The organism is Vibrio sp. BS-M-Sm-2, assembly GCF_041504345.1.
Taxonomy (GTDB): Bacteria; Pseudomonadota; Gammaproteobacteria; order Enterobacterales; family Vibrionaceae; genus Vibrio; species Vibrio satsumensis.
On record NZ_CP167895.1, the window covers coordinates 1,051,265 to 1,065,427 of the forward strand.

Consider the following 14,163-nt stretch of genomic DNA (forward strand, 5'->3'; position numbering starts at 1 on the left):
TTAAGAGGTTAGTCTGTTCGCGAACTTGAAGCCTATATTACATCACCAAAAATTCGCTACCGTTTACCATGCTTCATGGCGATTTAGATAAACCAGTATCACTAGAGCAAAGCGAGTTACTCAAACAATTATTAGACAAGTACGGTGTAGAAAATCAACTTTTTGTTGAACAAGGTGTTGGTCACAGTGCACCGGTCTTTGATACTGAAAAGTATGTGTCAGAAGTTTTTTATTTTGTCCGAGCGCACCTCCCTCCTCAAACCTTCGAAAAGCTTTCAATGTGCGCGATACACTATTTTTCGCACATTAATCAATTTCACTTGTGACAAAGTTATCAGAATTTTGCATTTTCGGTAACGTTCCCTAAATTATCGATCTATCATCCACCCAGATACAAAAGTGAAGTAATCAACACGACTGATTTCTATTTCTTCTTCGATATAGAGCTTGTACATCAAAAGTATAAGCCGAAATGCGCTTACGAATTATTTTGGGAACGTTTGCAAACAATCCAAAACAATTAACGTGAGAACATAAGAATGAAACTACACACTTTAGCGGTTGCTGTAACAATGGGGCTAATGACTACATCGGTATTAGCAAGTGAAGACGTTGCAGCATTAGAGCAACGTATTAATGAATTAGAACAAAGAGTTGCACAAACGGAGCAGGTTTCTACCGAAGCCAATGAAAAGGCTTCTTCGTTTGAGTTTCACGGCTATGCACGCTCTGGGTTATTGATCAACGATGACCTAAACGGCGCGACAGGTACTGGCCCTTACATGACAGCGGCGGGTGCGATTGGTGCGCCAGTTGGGCGTTTAGGGGTTGAAGATGATAATTACGTTGATGCTAATTTTACGTATAAGCGCTTCAATGATGACGGTTCTCGCGCATTATTTAGCCTCATGATGTCAGATGGCACTGAAACAAATAACGACTGGACAGCGAGTGAAAGCCAACTAAATGTGCGACAAATCTATTCGGAATTAAGTGGGTTAACTATGTTCGCTGAGTCAGAAACGTTTTCTCAAGCCGCGTTCTGGGCGGGTAAACGATTCGATCGCGACAACTTTGATATTCACTTTTTCGACTCAGACATCGTTTTCTTAGGTGGTACAGGTGCGGGTGTATACGATGTCCAGATGAGCGATAGTTGGAAAGCTAATTTTTCGATTTATGGTCGAGACTTTGGCGAGATCGATAGCCCATCGACGGATATTGAAAACTACATTGCAACCATGAATAACCGTATTGGCCAATGGCAAGTGATGTTGAGTGGCATGACCTCAGCAGACAACGATAGCCGCTTAAATGGTGCAGCTGAAAGCGGTGTACACGCAATGTTTGCGTACCATGGAGACAACTTCTTTGGCCTGAGTGAAGGTTTCTCTAAAACGGGTATGTTAGTGGGTAGCGGCCTAGGTGCAGAGCTAAAAGGCATCGGTTCAAATGGTGATCTACTGGATGACGCAAAAGCCGTTCGCCTGTTTAGCTACGGTGTCACTCGCATTGGCGACAACTGGCGCTTAGCGCCTGCATTAATGGCAGAGCATAGCCAAGACCGTTTGAAGAAGAATGACGAGTTCACATGGGCTTCTTTAAACGTTCGATTAGCTCAAGAGTTCACAGAGAACTTTGAGATGGTTTACGAAGGTTCATTGCAATACATGGATTTAGACAACTCGACAGAGCAAGCGAGCGGCGGTTTCTACAAAGCGACAGTGGCACCAACACTGAAGCTTTCAACCAGCACTGGTTTCTTTGACCGACCAGAACTGCGTTTCGCTGTGAGCTATGTGGATTGGAGTGAAGATCTGAATGGTTACTCGATCAGCACTGAGGCAGATGCTGCAACGATGGGAGAGGGCGGCGAGGTTCTGTTTGCACTGCAGATGGAAACTTGGTTCTAATTACCTGATATATCGTTTAGATAGAGAGTGTTAATCATGATGTGATAGTCGCATCATCAAATGCCAACCTTATCGTTTCAACTCGAAGGTTGGCATTTTTTTATCTTGGGATAACCTGATCTCTGAAATAAATTGCTAGCAAGACTCTCGGTCAATAGTGGTGAAGGTCAACACCATCTTACTCATTTCCAAGCCTTTTTTCTCAATACGGTCGAGCAGCAGCTTAGCTCCATTTTCTCCCGCTTTATCAAACGCATAGTTAAACGTAGACAGCGTTGGTGTGCATACTGAAGCAAGTTCATCGTCACCCACGCCGAGTACCAAGACATCCTTTCCTGGAATGAGTCCAGCTTCCTGAATTGCTCTGATCGCACCGATTGCGATACGGTCAGTTGCGCAGAACAGGCCATCGAGCTTGGTGTGCTCTTTTAGAGACTGTTTAGCCAGTTGGTAACCTGACTCTATGGTGAAGTCGCCACGGGCGTGAAATTGCAGTGTGAGGTCGTTAAATTGAAGCGATTGAGCGAAGCCTTCCGATCTCATTTTATCAACCGCAATATCATCACCTTGCACACCGATGAATCCCATATGCTTACAACCTTTCGCTATGAGGCGATTACCCGCTTCAAACCCTACACGTGCATCATCGTGCACAATGCTTGGGATGTTAAACATTGCTCCGTCTTGACCAACCAATACTACCGGCACAGCAGAGCTTTGAATCGCTTTGACTAATTTGTTGTCGAGGTGGGTCGCGTACAGGATGATACCTTCAACGCGTTTTTGGTTAAATATCTGAATATATTCAAGTTCTTTATGGTGTTTTTGGTGTGTGCTTGCCAAAAGAACATGTTTCCCCGCTTGTTCTAATACTGCGGTTAAACCGTCGACACCTTGAGAGGTGGCGTGGGAAGAAACCCTAGGAACAATCACCCCAACGAGGTTGGTTGTCTGAGACTTTAAGTCTTTAGCGACTTGGTTTGGGAGATAGCCACACTCTTCGACTGCTTTCCGCACCTTCACTTTGGTCGCGTCTTTTACACCATATTCATCGTTGATTACTCTAGAAACCGTCGACTTGGAAACTCCAGCGAGACGAGCGACATCATGAAGACTAGCCATTATTCATTATCCATTTGTATTTTTAGTTTTGGGATTGTTTGCAAACAGAGCATCGAATTTACCTGTTATTAGGAGATTTTAACCCTGTCTTCTTATCCTAGGGAGATAATTTGAAGATCATTCTCACAGTATTGAGCAGTTATCTTTGAACATTTGTTATTTCTAGGCAAAAATTTGTTTTGCAAACGTTCCCGAAAATTCAAAGGCTCAAATGATAATCCAATGGGGTATGTAATGAATTATCCAAAAATAGCAAAAGAGCTGCTTTCTCTATTAGGTGGTAAAAGTAATATCACCGCACTTGCACACTGTGCGACTCGTCTGCGTCTTGCGGTTGCAGACCAAGACAAAATTGATGAACAGACGATTGATAACCTTGAAGGGGTTAAGGGCCAGTTTAAAGTAGCAGGTCAATATCAGATCATCTTTGGCTCTGGCATAGTAAACCAAGTTTATGCTGAGTTGGCCAAGTTGACTGAAATGACGGAAATGTCGACTAACGATGTGGCGTCTGCAGGTGCTGACAACCAAAATATCCTGCAACGCGCGGTGAAAGGTCTGTCTGATATTTTTGTACCAATCATTCCGGCAATCGTTGCTGGTGGTCTGTTAATGGGGATCTACAACCTATTGACGGCTCAAGGTTTGTTCATTGATGGCAAATCTTTAATCGACGCTAATCCGGGTTTGACCGACTTAGCAAGCATGATCAATACATTTGCTAATGCTCCTTTTGTGTACTTACCTATTTTATTAGCATTTTCAGCGAGTAAGAAGTTTGGTGGTAACCCATACCTTGGCGCAGCTTTAGGTATGTTGATGGTTCACCCAGACCTACTTAACGGTTGGGGCTTCGGTGGCGCATCGGTGGCAGGCAATATTCCGGTCTGGAATATTCTAGGCTTCGAAATCGAGAAAGTGGGCTATCAAGGTTCAGTACTGCCCGTTCTTGTTTCTGCGTTTATTCTAGCGAAAGTTGAGCTTGGCCTACGTAAAGTTATTCCTTCGGTTCTGGATAACTTGCTAACACCGTTACTGGCTATTTTCGTGACTGGCTTACTGACATTCACGGTTGTGGGTCCATTTACACGTGATATCGGCTTCCTACTAGGTGACGGCCTTAACTGGTTGTACAACAGTGCTGGCTTTGTCGGTGGTGCGGCGCTTGGTTTGATTTATGCACCTTTTGTTATCACAGGTATGCACCATAGCTTTATCGCTATCGAAACTCAGTTGCTTGCAGATATCGCAACGACTGGCGGTACGTTCATCTTCCCTATCGCGGCGATGTCTAACGTGTCACAAGGTGCGGCGGCACTGGCGGTTGGTTTCATGACTCGTGATAAAAAAATGAAGAGTATTGCGATTCCTTCTGGTGTAACAGGTCTGCTTGGTATTACTGAACCTGCAATGTTCGGTGTGAACTTGAAGCTTCGTTACCCATTTATTGCTGCGGTTTGTGGCGCAGCGGTTTCAAGTGCGTTTATCACTATGTTTAATGTGAAAGCACAAGCGCTTGGTGCGGCGGGTATTCCAGGTGTTATTTCAATATCTCCGGAAAAAATTGGTTATTACGTGGTGGGGATGATCATCGCGTTCGTAACTGCCTTTGCACTGACTGTTGTTTTAGGTTTGCGTGAACGCAGCAAGCAAAACATTAAAGCAACAGCTTAACGTTTCTCCCTAGAAGTGAAGCCCCCTTTTCACTTCATTTCCTAAGCTTTGGGGTGCTAGCTAGGTGATTTGGCTTAGCTAGCCTTTTTATATTTTTACATGACAGCGTGAAGTGTCACTTTGCTTTTGGTTGCTACTGCTTTCGATTGCCATCGCTTTCGGTTGTCATGATTTTCAGTTTTAAGGTAAGAAAGATGAATCAAGTTTGGGTAACTGGAGACGCCGTCGTCGACCTCATTCCGGAGACTGACGCGACATTATTGAAATGTCCGGGCGGTGCGCCTGCCAATGTCGCGGTAGCGATTTCTCGCCTGTTAGGCAAAAGCGCATTTTTTGGCCGAGTGGGTAACGATCCATTTGGCACTTTTATGGAAGTGACTCTGCAAAAGGAAGGTGTGAATACCGAGCGTTTGGTGAAGGACCCTGAACAACGCACATCAACCGTGGTGGTTGATCTTGATGACCAAGGCGAGCGCAGTTTTACGTTTATGGTTAAGCCAAGTGCCGACCAGTTTATGTCTGTTGAAGACATTCCCGAATTTAAGCAAAACGAGTGGCTACACGTCTGCTCAATCTCTTTGGCTAATGAACCAAGCCGAAGCAGCACCTTTGAAGCGATCCGACGCATGAAAGCCGCGGGCGGTTACATCAGCTTCGATCCAAACCTTCGTGATGAAGTGTGGCAAAACCCATCTGAAATTAAGTCTGTGGTCATGAAGGCGGTCGAGCTGGCTGATGTGGTTAAATTCTCAGAAGAAGAACTGGATTTCTTAACCGATTCAACGTCGATGGAACAAGGTTTGGCTAACATTGCAGATCTTAACAACACGCTTGTTCTGGTTACACAGGGCGCGAAAGGCGTTTGGCGAGTATTTGAAAACCAAGGTGTATTGATTTCAGGTCGCTCAGTGACGCCAGTGGATACTACAGGCGCTGGCGATGCTTTTGTTGGCGGTTTACTTGCAAAGCTTTCTCAACATGAAGAGTGGAATAATCAACAAGTCGTTGATTCTGCAATCCTGTGGGCGAATGGTTGCGGTGCACTGGCAATCACGCAAAAAGGTGCGATGACGGCACTTCCAACGCAAAACGCTCTTGCTCAGTTTATTACTCCTGATCAAATTGTCATCTCGGCTCAGTCTAATAAACAAGGCATCTCAAGTGCGACAAACACTGAGGAGAATGTATGAGTTTGAATTCGAACTGGACAGTAGAGCAAAGGTACTGTCGCGTAGAGCAGATTTCTCAAGACAGTATGGATGCGATGGTAAAACAGCGTAAGCAAGATTCTGGATACCCTAGTTACCATATTGCTCCCAAATTTGGCTTGCTGAATGACCCGAATGGTTTGTGTTTTTTCAACGGCGAGCATCATATTTTTTACCAATGGACGCCGGTCGGCCCTGTTCATGGCATGAAGTATTGGTATCACTTGTCGACAAAAGATTTTGTTCACTTCGTAGACCATGGCATTGGACTGCATCCAGACCAAGACTACGATTCTCATGGGGTTTATTCTGGTGGAGCTCTCGTAGAAAATGACGAAGCTATTTTATTCTTCACGGGAAATCATCGTGATGAAAACTGGGAAAGGTCCTCAACTCAGTGTTTTGCCAAGATGTCTGTCAAAGGGCAAATAGAAAAGCATGGTGTGGTTATCGAAAATGAACACTACACAGAACATTTCCGTGACCCAAAAGTGTGGAAGGACGGTGATGATTACTTGATGGTTGTTGGGGCTCAGACCCAAAAAAAACGTGGTTCAATGGCGCTGTACAGAAGTCGTGATCTCATGAACTGGCAGCATAAAGGTTCTATTCAAACTCGTTACAACAATCTTGGCTATATGTGGGAATGCCCTGACTTTTTCGAGATAGATACCCAGTCAGTGATGTTGTTTTCTCCACAAGGTGTCTCTAGCGATAATCCGTACGATTTTAAAAACATTTACTCAGTGGCTTACATTGTTGGCGATTGTTTGAATTTAGATTCGATGGAATTTGAAAACCATAAAGATATCGCGCAACCTGATTACGGATTTGATTTTTACGCTCCTCAGACTTACTTAGACGATTCAGGTCGCCGGATCTTGATTGCTTGGGTAGGCCTTCCTGATATCGACGCTCCATCTGTAGTGCACCAATGGGCGGGTATGCTGTCATTACCTCGTGAGTTGAAAATCCAAGATGGTTATCTTGTTCAATCTGTTTTACCTGAATTGAAAGCGCTGCAGGGTGAGGCCGTGGTGGTTGAGAACACTCTTGAACTGAATACAACCAGCTTCATGATTGAGCTCGAAACAGGTGCGGACGAGTTTGAGGTTACGCTTGCCAACGCCGCGGGCGAGAATATCGTGTTCAGTGCTACAGAAACGGAGTTCATGCTTGATCGCAGTAAGATGTCTCAACTTTATGCGGAAGAGTTTGGCTGTGTGAGAAAAGCGCCGAGGTTGAGCACTAAGCAAACCATTGAGGTTTATGTCGATAAGTCGGTGATCGAAATCTTTATCAATGGCGGTAAGCATACAATGACCAGCCGTTTCTTCATTGATGATTTGAACGCGCTGTCCATTACTGATGGTGTGAAAACTGTTTATCACGCAATGAGCACAATTATAGGACTAGATGACTAAGTTGTTACAATTATACAAACCACTTTACGAGTGGTTTGTATTGCCTTGAAGCATTTTTGTAGTGGCCAAGTGAATTGGGCCACTACATTAGAGGCTTTGCTATACCTCAAGTTATCCGATAAATGCTAATTTAGCATTTCATATAACACGAAATTGTCCAAACCCGTGTTAGTAGGTGCGGTGCTAATAGCTTGCCAACCAACGAAGAACTCGTGATCGCTCAACAGTTGGTAGAACTATCTGTAATAGATTCTAAGAAAACCAGATAACGAAAAGCGAGCCCAAGTGGCTCGCTTTTTTGTTCAATAAAGATGCGTCTGGACGTCTTAACAGGGGGGATAGCCTACAAGGCTATCGTCAAACAGTTTTAGAACAGAGTTTCAATTACGACCCATCGGCTGCTCTGGAAGAACTAAGGTTATTTAGTCTCTGAGCGGTAGTTTGGATCTGTCCAGCATCGAGGTAACTCTTCACCTGACATAAACATCAGTTCGGACTTTTTAAACATCTCGGGGTCTTGCTGTTCTTCACCAGCTTGAAACCGACCTTCGATACTGTCTTGAAATAAGTTGGTTAATTTGGTCATTTCAGTAACATCTACGAGGTCACCGCTTTTTTTCTCTTTTAGAAACATCTTATTTACCCTCAATCTAATCGGTCACCCCTTATTATAATTGTTATTTTGAAAATGAGAGTCTTTTCGATTTCGGCACTCCTTGACTAAGCCGGTCTCAGAGCTACGCTTATGATCATCGACAAATCAATCGATGAACAAATTCATGCTCAATAAATAAATGGAGTCCCGATGTCATCTGCCCGCGTTGCAAACAATCTCAGTGAACTGATTGGTGATACTGATCTTGTTAGAATCAACAGTCTTTCAGAGATCTCAGGTTGTGAGATCTTTCTTAAGTGCGAACATCAGAACCCAGGTGGTTCGATTAAAGATAGAGCGGCACTTCAGCTTGTTATGGATGCAGTCGAAGCTGGCAAGCTTAAGCCAGGGATGACAATCGTTGAAGGTACCGCAGGAAATACGGGGATCGGCCTTGCTCTAGTAGCTAAATCCCTCGGTTACAAAATGTTGGTGGTGATGCCAAAAGGGCAGGCACAAGAGAAAGAGCGTATGATCTCGCTTTATAACGCTGAACTGTTATTGGTCGACCCTTGTCCTTTTGCAAATCCTGAACACTTTTACCACACAGCCAAGCGGATCGGTGTCGAAAATGAAAATTATTGGTGGGCAGATCAGTTCGAAAATCTTAGTAATTATCGAGCGCACTATATAAATACTGGACCGGAGATCTGGCAGCAAACACAAGGTAATATTGATGCTCTAGTTTCAGTGGTTGGGACTGGTGGAACCATTGCCGGAAACTCACACTACTTATCTGAGCAGCAACCCAATCTCGAAACTTGGTTAGTTGACCCAAATGGGTCCGGCATTTATTCATTTCTACGCGATGGACACTATCAATCAACGGGAAGCTCGTTCACGGAAGGCATAGGGATCATGCGAACGGTTGAAAACTTCAGGCAGGCAAAAATCAATCGTGCAATCACGCTGCCCGATCAGGATTTAGTTACAATATCTCGCCTTGTTGCGGAGCATGACGGTATTCTTCTAGGAAGCAGTTCGTCGTTGAACGTAGCAGGTGCGCTATACGCTGCGGCTAGAATGGGGAAAGGGAAAACCATCGTTACATTTAGCTGTGACCTTGCTGAGCGCTCGTATTCGAAGCTGCACAACGAAGCGTTTCTGAAAGAAAAAGATATACAGCTTAATAAAGAAAACCTTTCTCAACTATGGGCACGTTACCAAGCAGAAGATGGCAGCATGGTCGTCAACGTATAGTCGTTCTCAGTGAATACTAGCCAGTGGGATGCCTGCTCTTTCGTTAGCGATGGACATCCGTTAGCGCTAAACATCCGGTTATAGCCGTTATCACCAAATCCGGCACTATTGCTTGTTATTAGGGTAGTGAATCACATTATGAAATACGGCATTTCCTTCACCGATATTTTTGTAGCCATGGTTCTGGTTAGCATTAAAGCGAACTGCTTGCCCTGCTCGTAACTTATGCCATTCACCATCAAAAAGCACGGCCATCTCTCCTGAAATACATAAGATGTGCTCAGTGACGCCTGCGTTATGTGGGGCGGATTTATGGTGGTAATCGGGTGCTAGGGTGAGTTCGAATATTTCAAACCCTAGTGCTTCCTCAAAAGGAAACAACAAACTGACGAAAAAACCAATGTTGTATTCCTCATGCCTTAGTTCGTTTGCATCTCTGAATAAACTCGTCAGTTCACTGTTTGGGCTAGCCGCTATAAAGCTCGAAAGTGACACCTCGAACCCAGAAGCTATCTGCCAGAGCTTAGCGATTGTTGGGCTTGATTCTCCACGTTCAATTTGTCCTAACATTGCTTTACTCACGCCTGTTGCTTTCGCTGTTTTGTCTAAGCTCCAGCCTTTTTCTTGGCGAAGGCGTTTCAAGTTAACGCCGACTTTAATTTCTGTTTGCATATTTTCTCTACAAGTTTTTCAAAAATTAGTTGTGCGTTATAGCGCACGAGTGCTAAGTTCAGTCTATGGACGTTATAACGCACGAAGGAATAAATTAACATGACTAAGCTAAAATTTTCTCACGTCAGTACCGGCTTTATCGCTGTTTTCATTGGTTATGCGAGCGCTGCGGCGATCATTTTCCAAGCGGCAACGAGTGCTGGAGCAACCGAAGAACAAGTGGCGTCATGGTTTTGGGCGTTGGGAATTGGCATGGGCGTAACCACGATACTGCTCTCGTTTCACTACAAGAAGCCGGTGGTTACAGCGTGGTCGACGCCTGGAGCAGCGTTGTTAATCACGTCTCTTGAAGGGCTAACAATGAATCAGGCAGTGGCCGTGTTTTTGTTCAGTTCGATGTTGATTACGTTAGTTGGTTTGGCGGGAATATTTGAGAAAGTCCTAAAACAGATCCCTACATCGATTGCCTCTGCGATGCTCGCGGGGATTCTATTACAATTCGGCTTGGGTTTATTTACGTCGTTAATGGAAGAGGCACAAGTCGTAGCAGTCATGCTCGCCGTATTTATTTTGGCGAAAGCGCGGTTAGGAAATTTACTAATCCCAAGCATTTTCATCATAGCACTGGTCATGTGTGTGGGGTTTGGCAAACTCGATGTTAGTCAGGTGACTATGGGATTAACGACCCCAGTGTTCATCACGCCCGATTTTGAGTTCTTTTCGTTGTTCAGCGTGGGAATTCCATTATTTATAGTGACGATGGCTTCACAGAACTTACCGGGATTTGCGGTTCTAAAAGCGAACGGATACCAAGTTGATTCATCGAAGATCATTACCACCACCGGGGTGACAGGTTTGATTTTTGCACCATTTGGTGGCTTTGCGTATAACCTTGCAGCGATTACGGGAGCTATTTGCATGGGCCCGAATGCGGATAGTAATCCAAATACACGTTATATGGCGGGGATCTCGATGGGCGTATTTTATCTGTTAGCTGGAGTGATGGGGATGTCATTTGTATCGCTGTTTAGCGCAGTGCCTTCCGAGATTGTCATTGCGGTTGCTGGCTTAGCGGTGATGCCCACCTTGATGAATTGTCTTGCGGTATCAATGGCAGACAGTCACTACCGAGAACCCGCACTGCTTACTTTCTTATTCACTGCTTCTGGTACCAATTTACTGGGAATCGGCAGTGCATTTTGGGGGCTGTGCATCGGGTTGTTTTGTTGCTGGTTACACAATTACAAAGCTAAGTCGTGTGGAGCAAGCGAGGCTTCGCAAACTTCGCCGTAATGAGATGATCCCTCAAATGAGCGAAGCCTTAAATTTATCAGTCGTCATCATGGTGTTCTGTACTTGGTACAAATATTCAGATCGAACCAACCTTAGGTTGTGATTGAGATAGTAATTTGCTACAAAACGCGCATAATCTCGCTATACAACACTTAAAGAAGAAATTACCTATGACTGCCTTTCAATACTACTTTCACCAACTGCCTTGCTTCGATTGTAAAAAAACGACGGTAAGTACAGATCTTGGTTGGTTAACGCCTGCGATGAAAGATGATGCAATCGCACAAGTGACGGCGACACTCGCACAAGGTGAGGTTACTCCAGATCTTTCAGCAAACGTGGTTTGTACTAAAGATGAAGCTCGCGAGTACTTACTGCTTAACTTTTTTGGTTATTCAGAAGAAGAGTTAGCAAGCGGCATCGAAGCGGATGATGAAAAAGAAGTCGCTGATGAAATCGCAGAACTACTAGAAGAAGGTAAAGACACAATCACCTTCGAACATGAAATTGCGCTTCAGTGCTATGCTGACTGCGATGTTGAAGACGAGTCAAACTAAGCACTCGTATTAGACGATATACCCATCAATATGGTGTGATGTTCAAATGATTAAAGGCGTTAGTGGCTTAAAAGTTCACTAGCGCCTTTTTTGTATCTCTATTTCTTATCTCTAAGCTGCATTAGGCTTTATGATGCTTTGTTTTCTATAATGCCTTGCTCATTGAGTTGTGAAAGGACCTCTGAGGTTTTCTCTCTGAATAAATCTCTTAATAGACGCACCGTCGGGGTAATGGATTGGCGACTTGGACACACTAACCACAACTCGGTAGGTGTCGGCTTAAATTCAGGCATAATTTTAATAACTTCACCTGAAAGCAGATGAGGTGACATGTCTAGACAAGATTTTATTGCCACTCCTTTTCCTGCGATACACCAACGTCTTACAAGGTCTGCGTCGTTCGAAGCGCGATTTCCTTTTAGTTTCACTTTATGATCTTGGGTACCATCGTTAAACACCCACTCGTCTTGCAACATGTCATGGAGTTGGTAAAGCAAACCATTGTACTGAGCTAAGTCTCTCGGGTGTTTTGGTGTTCCCATTTCAGCCAAGTATTCAGGAGCCGCACACAATACCCTCGGCACGTCGCATATCTTAAAACCATACATGTTGGCATCGGTCGGGGATCCGTAGCGCAGCGCCATATCGACGGAATCTCGGTAGAAATCGATATTGCTATCGCTGATGCTAGTACGAAGCGTCGCCTTTGGATATTCAAGTAAGAACTCATCAAGCCAAGGTGTAACTAGGTTGCGCCCTAGATCCGATGAAAGCGCTATACGAATTTCACCGTCAACAATACCGAGTTCCTCGCGCATGTTGAGCTTCGCTTGCTCTAACAATTTCAAGGCTTGTTCGCATTCAGGCAAATAACGCTCACCTGCTGAAGAGAGCCTTAAATGGCGAGTGGTTCTTACAAACAGCTCAGCGCCCAGTGCGGCTTCAACACGTTTGACGGCAGCGCTCGCGGTGGCAGTACGCATATCAAGGTTGGTGGCTGCAGCGGTGATACTGCGAAACTCCGCTACCTTTAAAATCACTTGTAGGTCTTCAAGAAGCATTTCGTTTCCCTGTTCTGAACCTTGAATCGGTTGTTTTGTTACCGATAAATTAGGCATTTTCTAATTACTAATCTTAGTATTTTGCCTGCGCATATACATCTTATTATCAAAAGTTATTTGATAATAATTCAAATATTAGGCTGTTTATCTAAAGAGAAAAGTCTCTAAGCTTCAATTATCGAATTTAAGGAGAAGTATCATGTCATTACCATTAACAATGAAAGCAATCGGATTTACTCAGTCACTAGCGATTACAGAACAAGAAAGCCTATTTGAATTTGAAACGAGCCTACCGGAAATAAAAGAGAATGACTTGTTGGTAAAAGTGAGTGCGACTTCTATCAACCCTGCTGACGCAAAAATTCGTATTCGTAATGCCAAAGGCAAAACACTCGAACAACCAAAAGTGCTGGGCTATGACGCAGTCGGCGAAGTTGTTGGTAAAGGTGCTGACGTTGAAGGCTTCGAAGTCGGTGACCGTGTGTACTATGCGGGTGACGTAACACGTATGGGTGCTAACGCAGAATACCAAGCTGTGGACTACCGTATTGCCGCTAAAGCGCCTAAGAGCCTTTCAGATGAAGCTGCAGCAGTGATGCCACTAGCAACACTGACTGCATGGGAAGCATTGTTTGACCGCCTACGTGTTCGTCCAGAAGATAAAAAGTCTATTCTGATCATTGGTGGAGCGGGCGGTGTAGGTTCGATCACTATTCAACTGGCTAAGCAGCTGACCAACCTAAAAGTTATCGCAACAGCTTCAAGACCTGAAACGGAACAGTGGGTAAGGGATATGGGAGCGGATTATGCGGTGAACCACCGTAACCTTGTCGAGTCAGTGCGAGAGCAGGGCATTGAAGATGTCGACTACATCTTCAATGTTGCTGATACAAAAGGGCACTGGGATGCGATGGTTGAGTTGATCGCACCACAAGGCATGATTAGTTCGATTGTTGAATTTGACGGTGGCATTGACTTATCAGCGCTGCAAGGCAAATCAGCGGGCTTTATTTGGGAGCTGATGTTCACGCGTTCACTGTTTAACACCGACGATATCCAGAAGCAGCAAGACATCTTATTCCAAGCTGCGAATCTGATTGATGCTGGTCGAATTAAATCGATGCTAACCACGACCCTAGATGGCTTTAGTGTGGATACAATTAAAGATGCACACCAACGTATTGAAAGCAGTGCCTCGATTGGTAAAACAGCCATCAAATACTAGTCTTTGATGTTTGAGTCTGTAGTTGTTTGGTAAAAGGGCTACGATAAACATAAGAAAGGCGTTAGTAGACCTGAGTTTACTAATGCCTTTTTAATTTGGTGTCTTTTTATTTAGTGCCTTTTCTATTTTGTGTTTTTAGCTAGCCCCATGGAATTTCAA

Annotated in this window: 12 protein-coding genes; 8 read left to right on the top strand and 4 right to left on the bottom strand. The window is 44.3% G+C overall.

Features of this window, described 5'->3' with window-relative positions; translation table 11 throughout:
* The first annotated feature begins 539 nt into the window (after positions 1–539).
* On the top strand, positions 540–1,913 hold the full coding sequence (locus tag AB8613_RS20655) for a carbohydrate porin (RefSeq protein WP_372384879.1): 1,374 nt from the start codon (positions 540–542) through the stop codon (positions 1,911–1,913).
* A 135-nt stretch (positions 1,914–2,048) separates the two neighbouring features.
* Here AB8613_RS20655 and AB8613_RS20660 read toward each other — a convergent pair whose 3' ends face one another.
* Positions 2,049–3,035, bottom strand: a complete 987-nt coding sequence (locus AB8613_RS20660) for a LacI family DNA-binding transcriptional regulator (protein ID WP_372384880.1) — start codon at positions 3,033–3,035, stop codon at positions 2,049–2,051.
* 234 nt (positions 3,036–3,269) lie between these two features.
* Between AB8613_RS20660 and AB8613_RS20665 the strand changes: the two genes are divergently transcribed.
* From AB8613_RS20665 to AB8613_RS20675, 3 genes are all read left to right on the top strand, one after another.
* Positions 3,270–4,709 (top strand): sucrose-specific PTS transporter subunit IIBC, encoded by a 1,440-nt coding sequence (locus AB8613_RS20665; RefSeq protein WP_372384881.1) that lies wholly within the window; start codon positions 3,270–3,272, stop codon positions 4,707–4,709.
* A 194-nt stretch (positions 4,710–4,903) separates the two neighbouring features.
* Positions 4,904–5,899 (top strand): aminoimidazole riboside kinase, encoded by a 996-nt coding sequence (locus AB8613_RS20670; RefSeq protein WP_372384882.1) that lies wholly within the window; start codon positions 4,904–4,906, stop codon positions 5,897–5,899.
* Positions 5,896–7,341, top strand: coding sequence for a sucrose-6-phosphate hydrolase (locus tag AB8613_RS20675; RefSeq protein ID WP_372384883.1), 1,446 nt, complete (start codon positions 5,896–5,898; stop codon positions 7,339–7,341). Before AB8613_RS20670 ends, AB8613_RS20675 begins: the two co-directional genes overlap by 4 nt.
* 418 nt (positions 7,342–7,759) lie before the next feature.
* Here the strand turns inward: AB8613_RS20675 and AB8613_RS20680 are convergent, their stop codons facing one another.
* Positions 7,760–7,975 carry an acetyltransferase gene (locus AB8613_RS20680; RefSeq protein ID WP_285953725.1) on the bottom strand — a complete coding sequence of 72 codons (216 nt, stop codon included), beginning with the start codon at positions 7,973–7,975 and terminating at the stop codon, positions 7,760–7,762.
* A 171-nt stretch (positions 7,976–8,146) separates the two neighbouring features.
* Between AB8613_RS20680 and AB8613_RS20685 the strand changes: the two genes are divergently transcribed.
* Positions 8,147–9,196, top strand: a complete 1,050-nt coding sequence (locus AB8613_RS20685) for a cysteine synthase A (RefSeq protein WP_372384884.1) — start codon at positions 8,147–8,149, stop codon at positions 9,194–9,196.
* A 105-nt stretch (positions 9,197–9,301) separates the two neighbouring features.
* Here the strand turns inward: AB8613_RS20685 and AB8613_RS20690 are convergent, their stop codons facing one another.
* On the bottom strand, positions 9,302–9,868 hold the full coding sequence (locus tag AB8613_RS20690; protein WP_372384885.1) for a helix-turn-helix domain-containing protein: 567 nt from the start codon (positions 9,866–9,868) through the stop codon (positions 9,302–9,304).
* A 99-nt stretch (positions 9,869–9,967) separates the two neighbouring features.
* Here AB8613_RS20690 and AB8613_RS20695 point away from each other — a divergent pair, with 99 nt between their 5' ends.
* Positions 9,968–11,161, top strand: coding sequence for a benzoate/H(+) symporter BenE family transporter (locus AB8613_RS20695; RefSeq protein ID WP_372384886.1), 1,194 nt, complete (start codon positions 9,968–9,970; stop codon positions 11,159–11,161).
* A gap of 170 nt (positions 11,162–11,331) precedes the next feature.
* On the top strand, positions 11,332–11,718 hold the full coding sequence (locus AB8613_RS20700) for a hypothetical protein (RefSeq protein WP_372384887.1): 387 nt from the start codon (positions 11,332–11,334) through the stop codon (positions 11,716–11,718).
* Between the two features lie 128 nt (positions 11,719–11,846).
* Here AB8613_RS20700 and AB8613_RS20705 read toward each other — a convergent pair whose 3' ends face one another.
* Positions 11,847–12,779, bottom strand: a complete 933-nt coding sequence (locus AB8613_RS20705) for a LysR family transcriptional regulator (RefSeq protein WP_372385803.1) — start codon at positions 12,777–12,779, stop codon at positions 11,847–11,849.
* 199 nt (positions 12,780–12,978) lie between these two features.
* Here AB8613_RS20705 and AB8613_RS20710 point away from each other — a divergent pair, with 199 nt between their 5' ends.
* Positions 12,979–14,004, top strand: coding sequence for a zinc-binding alcohol dehydrogenase family protein (locus tag AB8613_RS20710; protein WP_372384888.1), 1,026 nt, complete (start codon positions 12,979–12,981; stop codon positions 14,002–14,004).
* Positions 14,005–14,163: the final 159 nt, after the last annotated feature.

What these genes read in the sequence shown, in the direction of transcription:
- AB8613_RS20655 (WP_372384879.1), top strand. Translation starts at nt 540, where the DNA reads ATGAAACTACACACTTTAGCGGTTGCTGTAACAATGGGGCTAATGACT.
- AB8613_RS20660 (WP_372384880.1), bottom strand. Translation starts at nt 3,035, where the DNA reads ATGGCTAGTCTTCATGATGTCGCTCGTCTCGCTGGAGTTTCCAAGTCG.
- AB8613_RS20665 (WP_372384881.1), top strand. Translation starts at nt 3,270, where the DNA reads ATGAATTATCCAAAAATAGCAAAAGAGCTGCTTTCTCTATTAGGTGGT.
- AB8613_RS20670 (WP_372384882.1), top strand. Translation starts at nt 4,904, where the DNA reads ATGAATCAAGTTTGGGTAACTGGAGACGCCGTCGTCGACCTCATTCCG.
- AB8613_RS20675 (WP_372384883.1), top strand. Translation starts at nt 5,896, where the DNA reads ATGAGTTTGAATTCGAACTGGACAGTAGAGCAAAGGTACTGTCGCGTA.
- AB8613_RS20680 (WP_285953725.1), bottom strand. Translation starts at nt 7,975, where the DNA reads ATGTTTCTAAAAGAGAAAAAAAGCGGTGACCTCGTAGATGTTACTGAA.
- AB8613_RS20685 (WP_372384884.1), top strand. Translation starts at nt 8,147, where the DNA reads ATGTCATCTGCCCGCGTTGCAAACAATCTCAGTGAACTGATTGGTGAT.
- AB8613_RS20690 (WP_372384885.1), bottom strand. Translation starts at nt 9,868, where the DNA reads ATGCAAACAGAAATTAAAGTCGGCGTTAACTTGAAACGCCTTCGCCAA.
- AB8613_RS20695 (WP_372384886.1), top strand. Translation starts at nt 9,968, where the DNA reads ATGACTAAGCTAAAATTTTCTCACGTCAGTACCGGCTTTATCGCTGTT.
- AB8613_RS20700 (WP_372384887.1), top strand. Translation starts at nt 11,332, where the DNA reads ATGACTGCCTTTCAATACTACTTTCACCAACTGCCTTGCTTCGATTGT.
- AB8613_RS20705 (WP_372385803.1), bottom strand. Translation starts at nt 12,779, where the DNA reads ATGCTTCTTGAAGACCTACAAGTGATTTTAAAGGTAGCGGAGTTTCGC.
- AB8613_RS20710 (WP_372384888.1), top strand. Translation starts at nt 12,979, where the DNA reads ATGTCATTACCATTAACAATGAAAGCAATCGGATTTACTCAGTCACTA.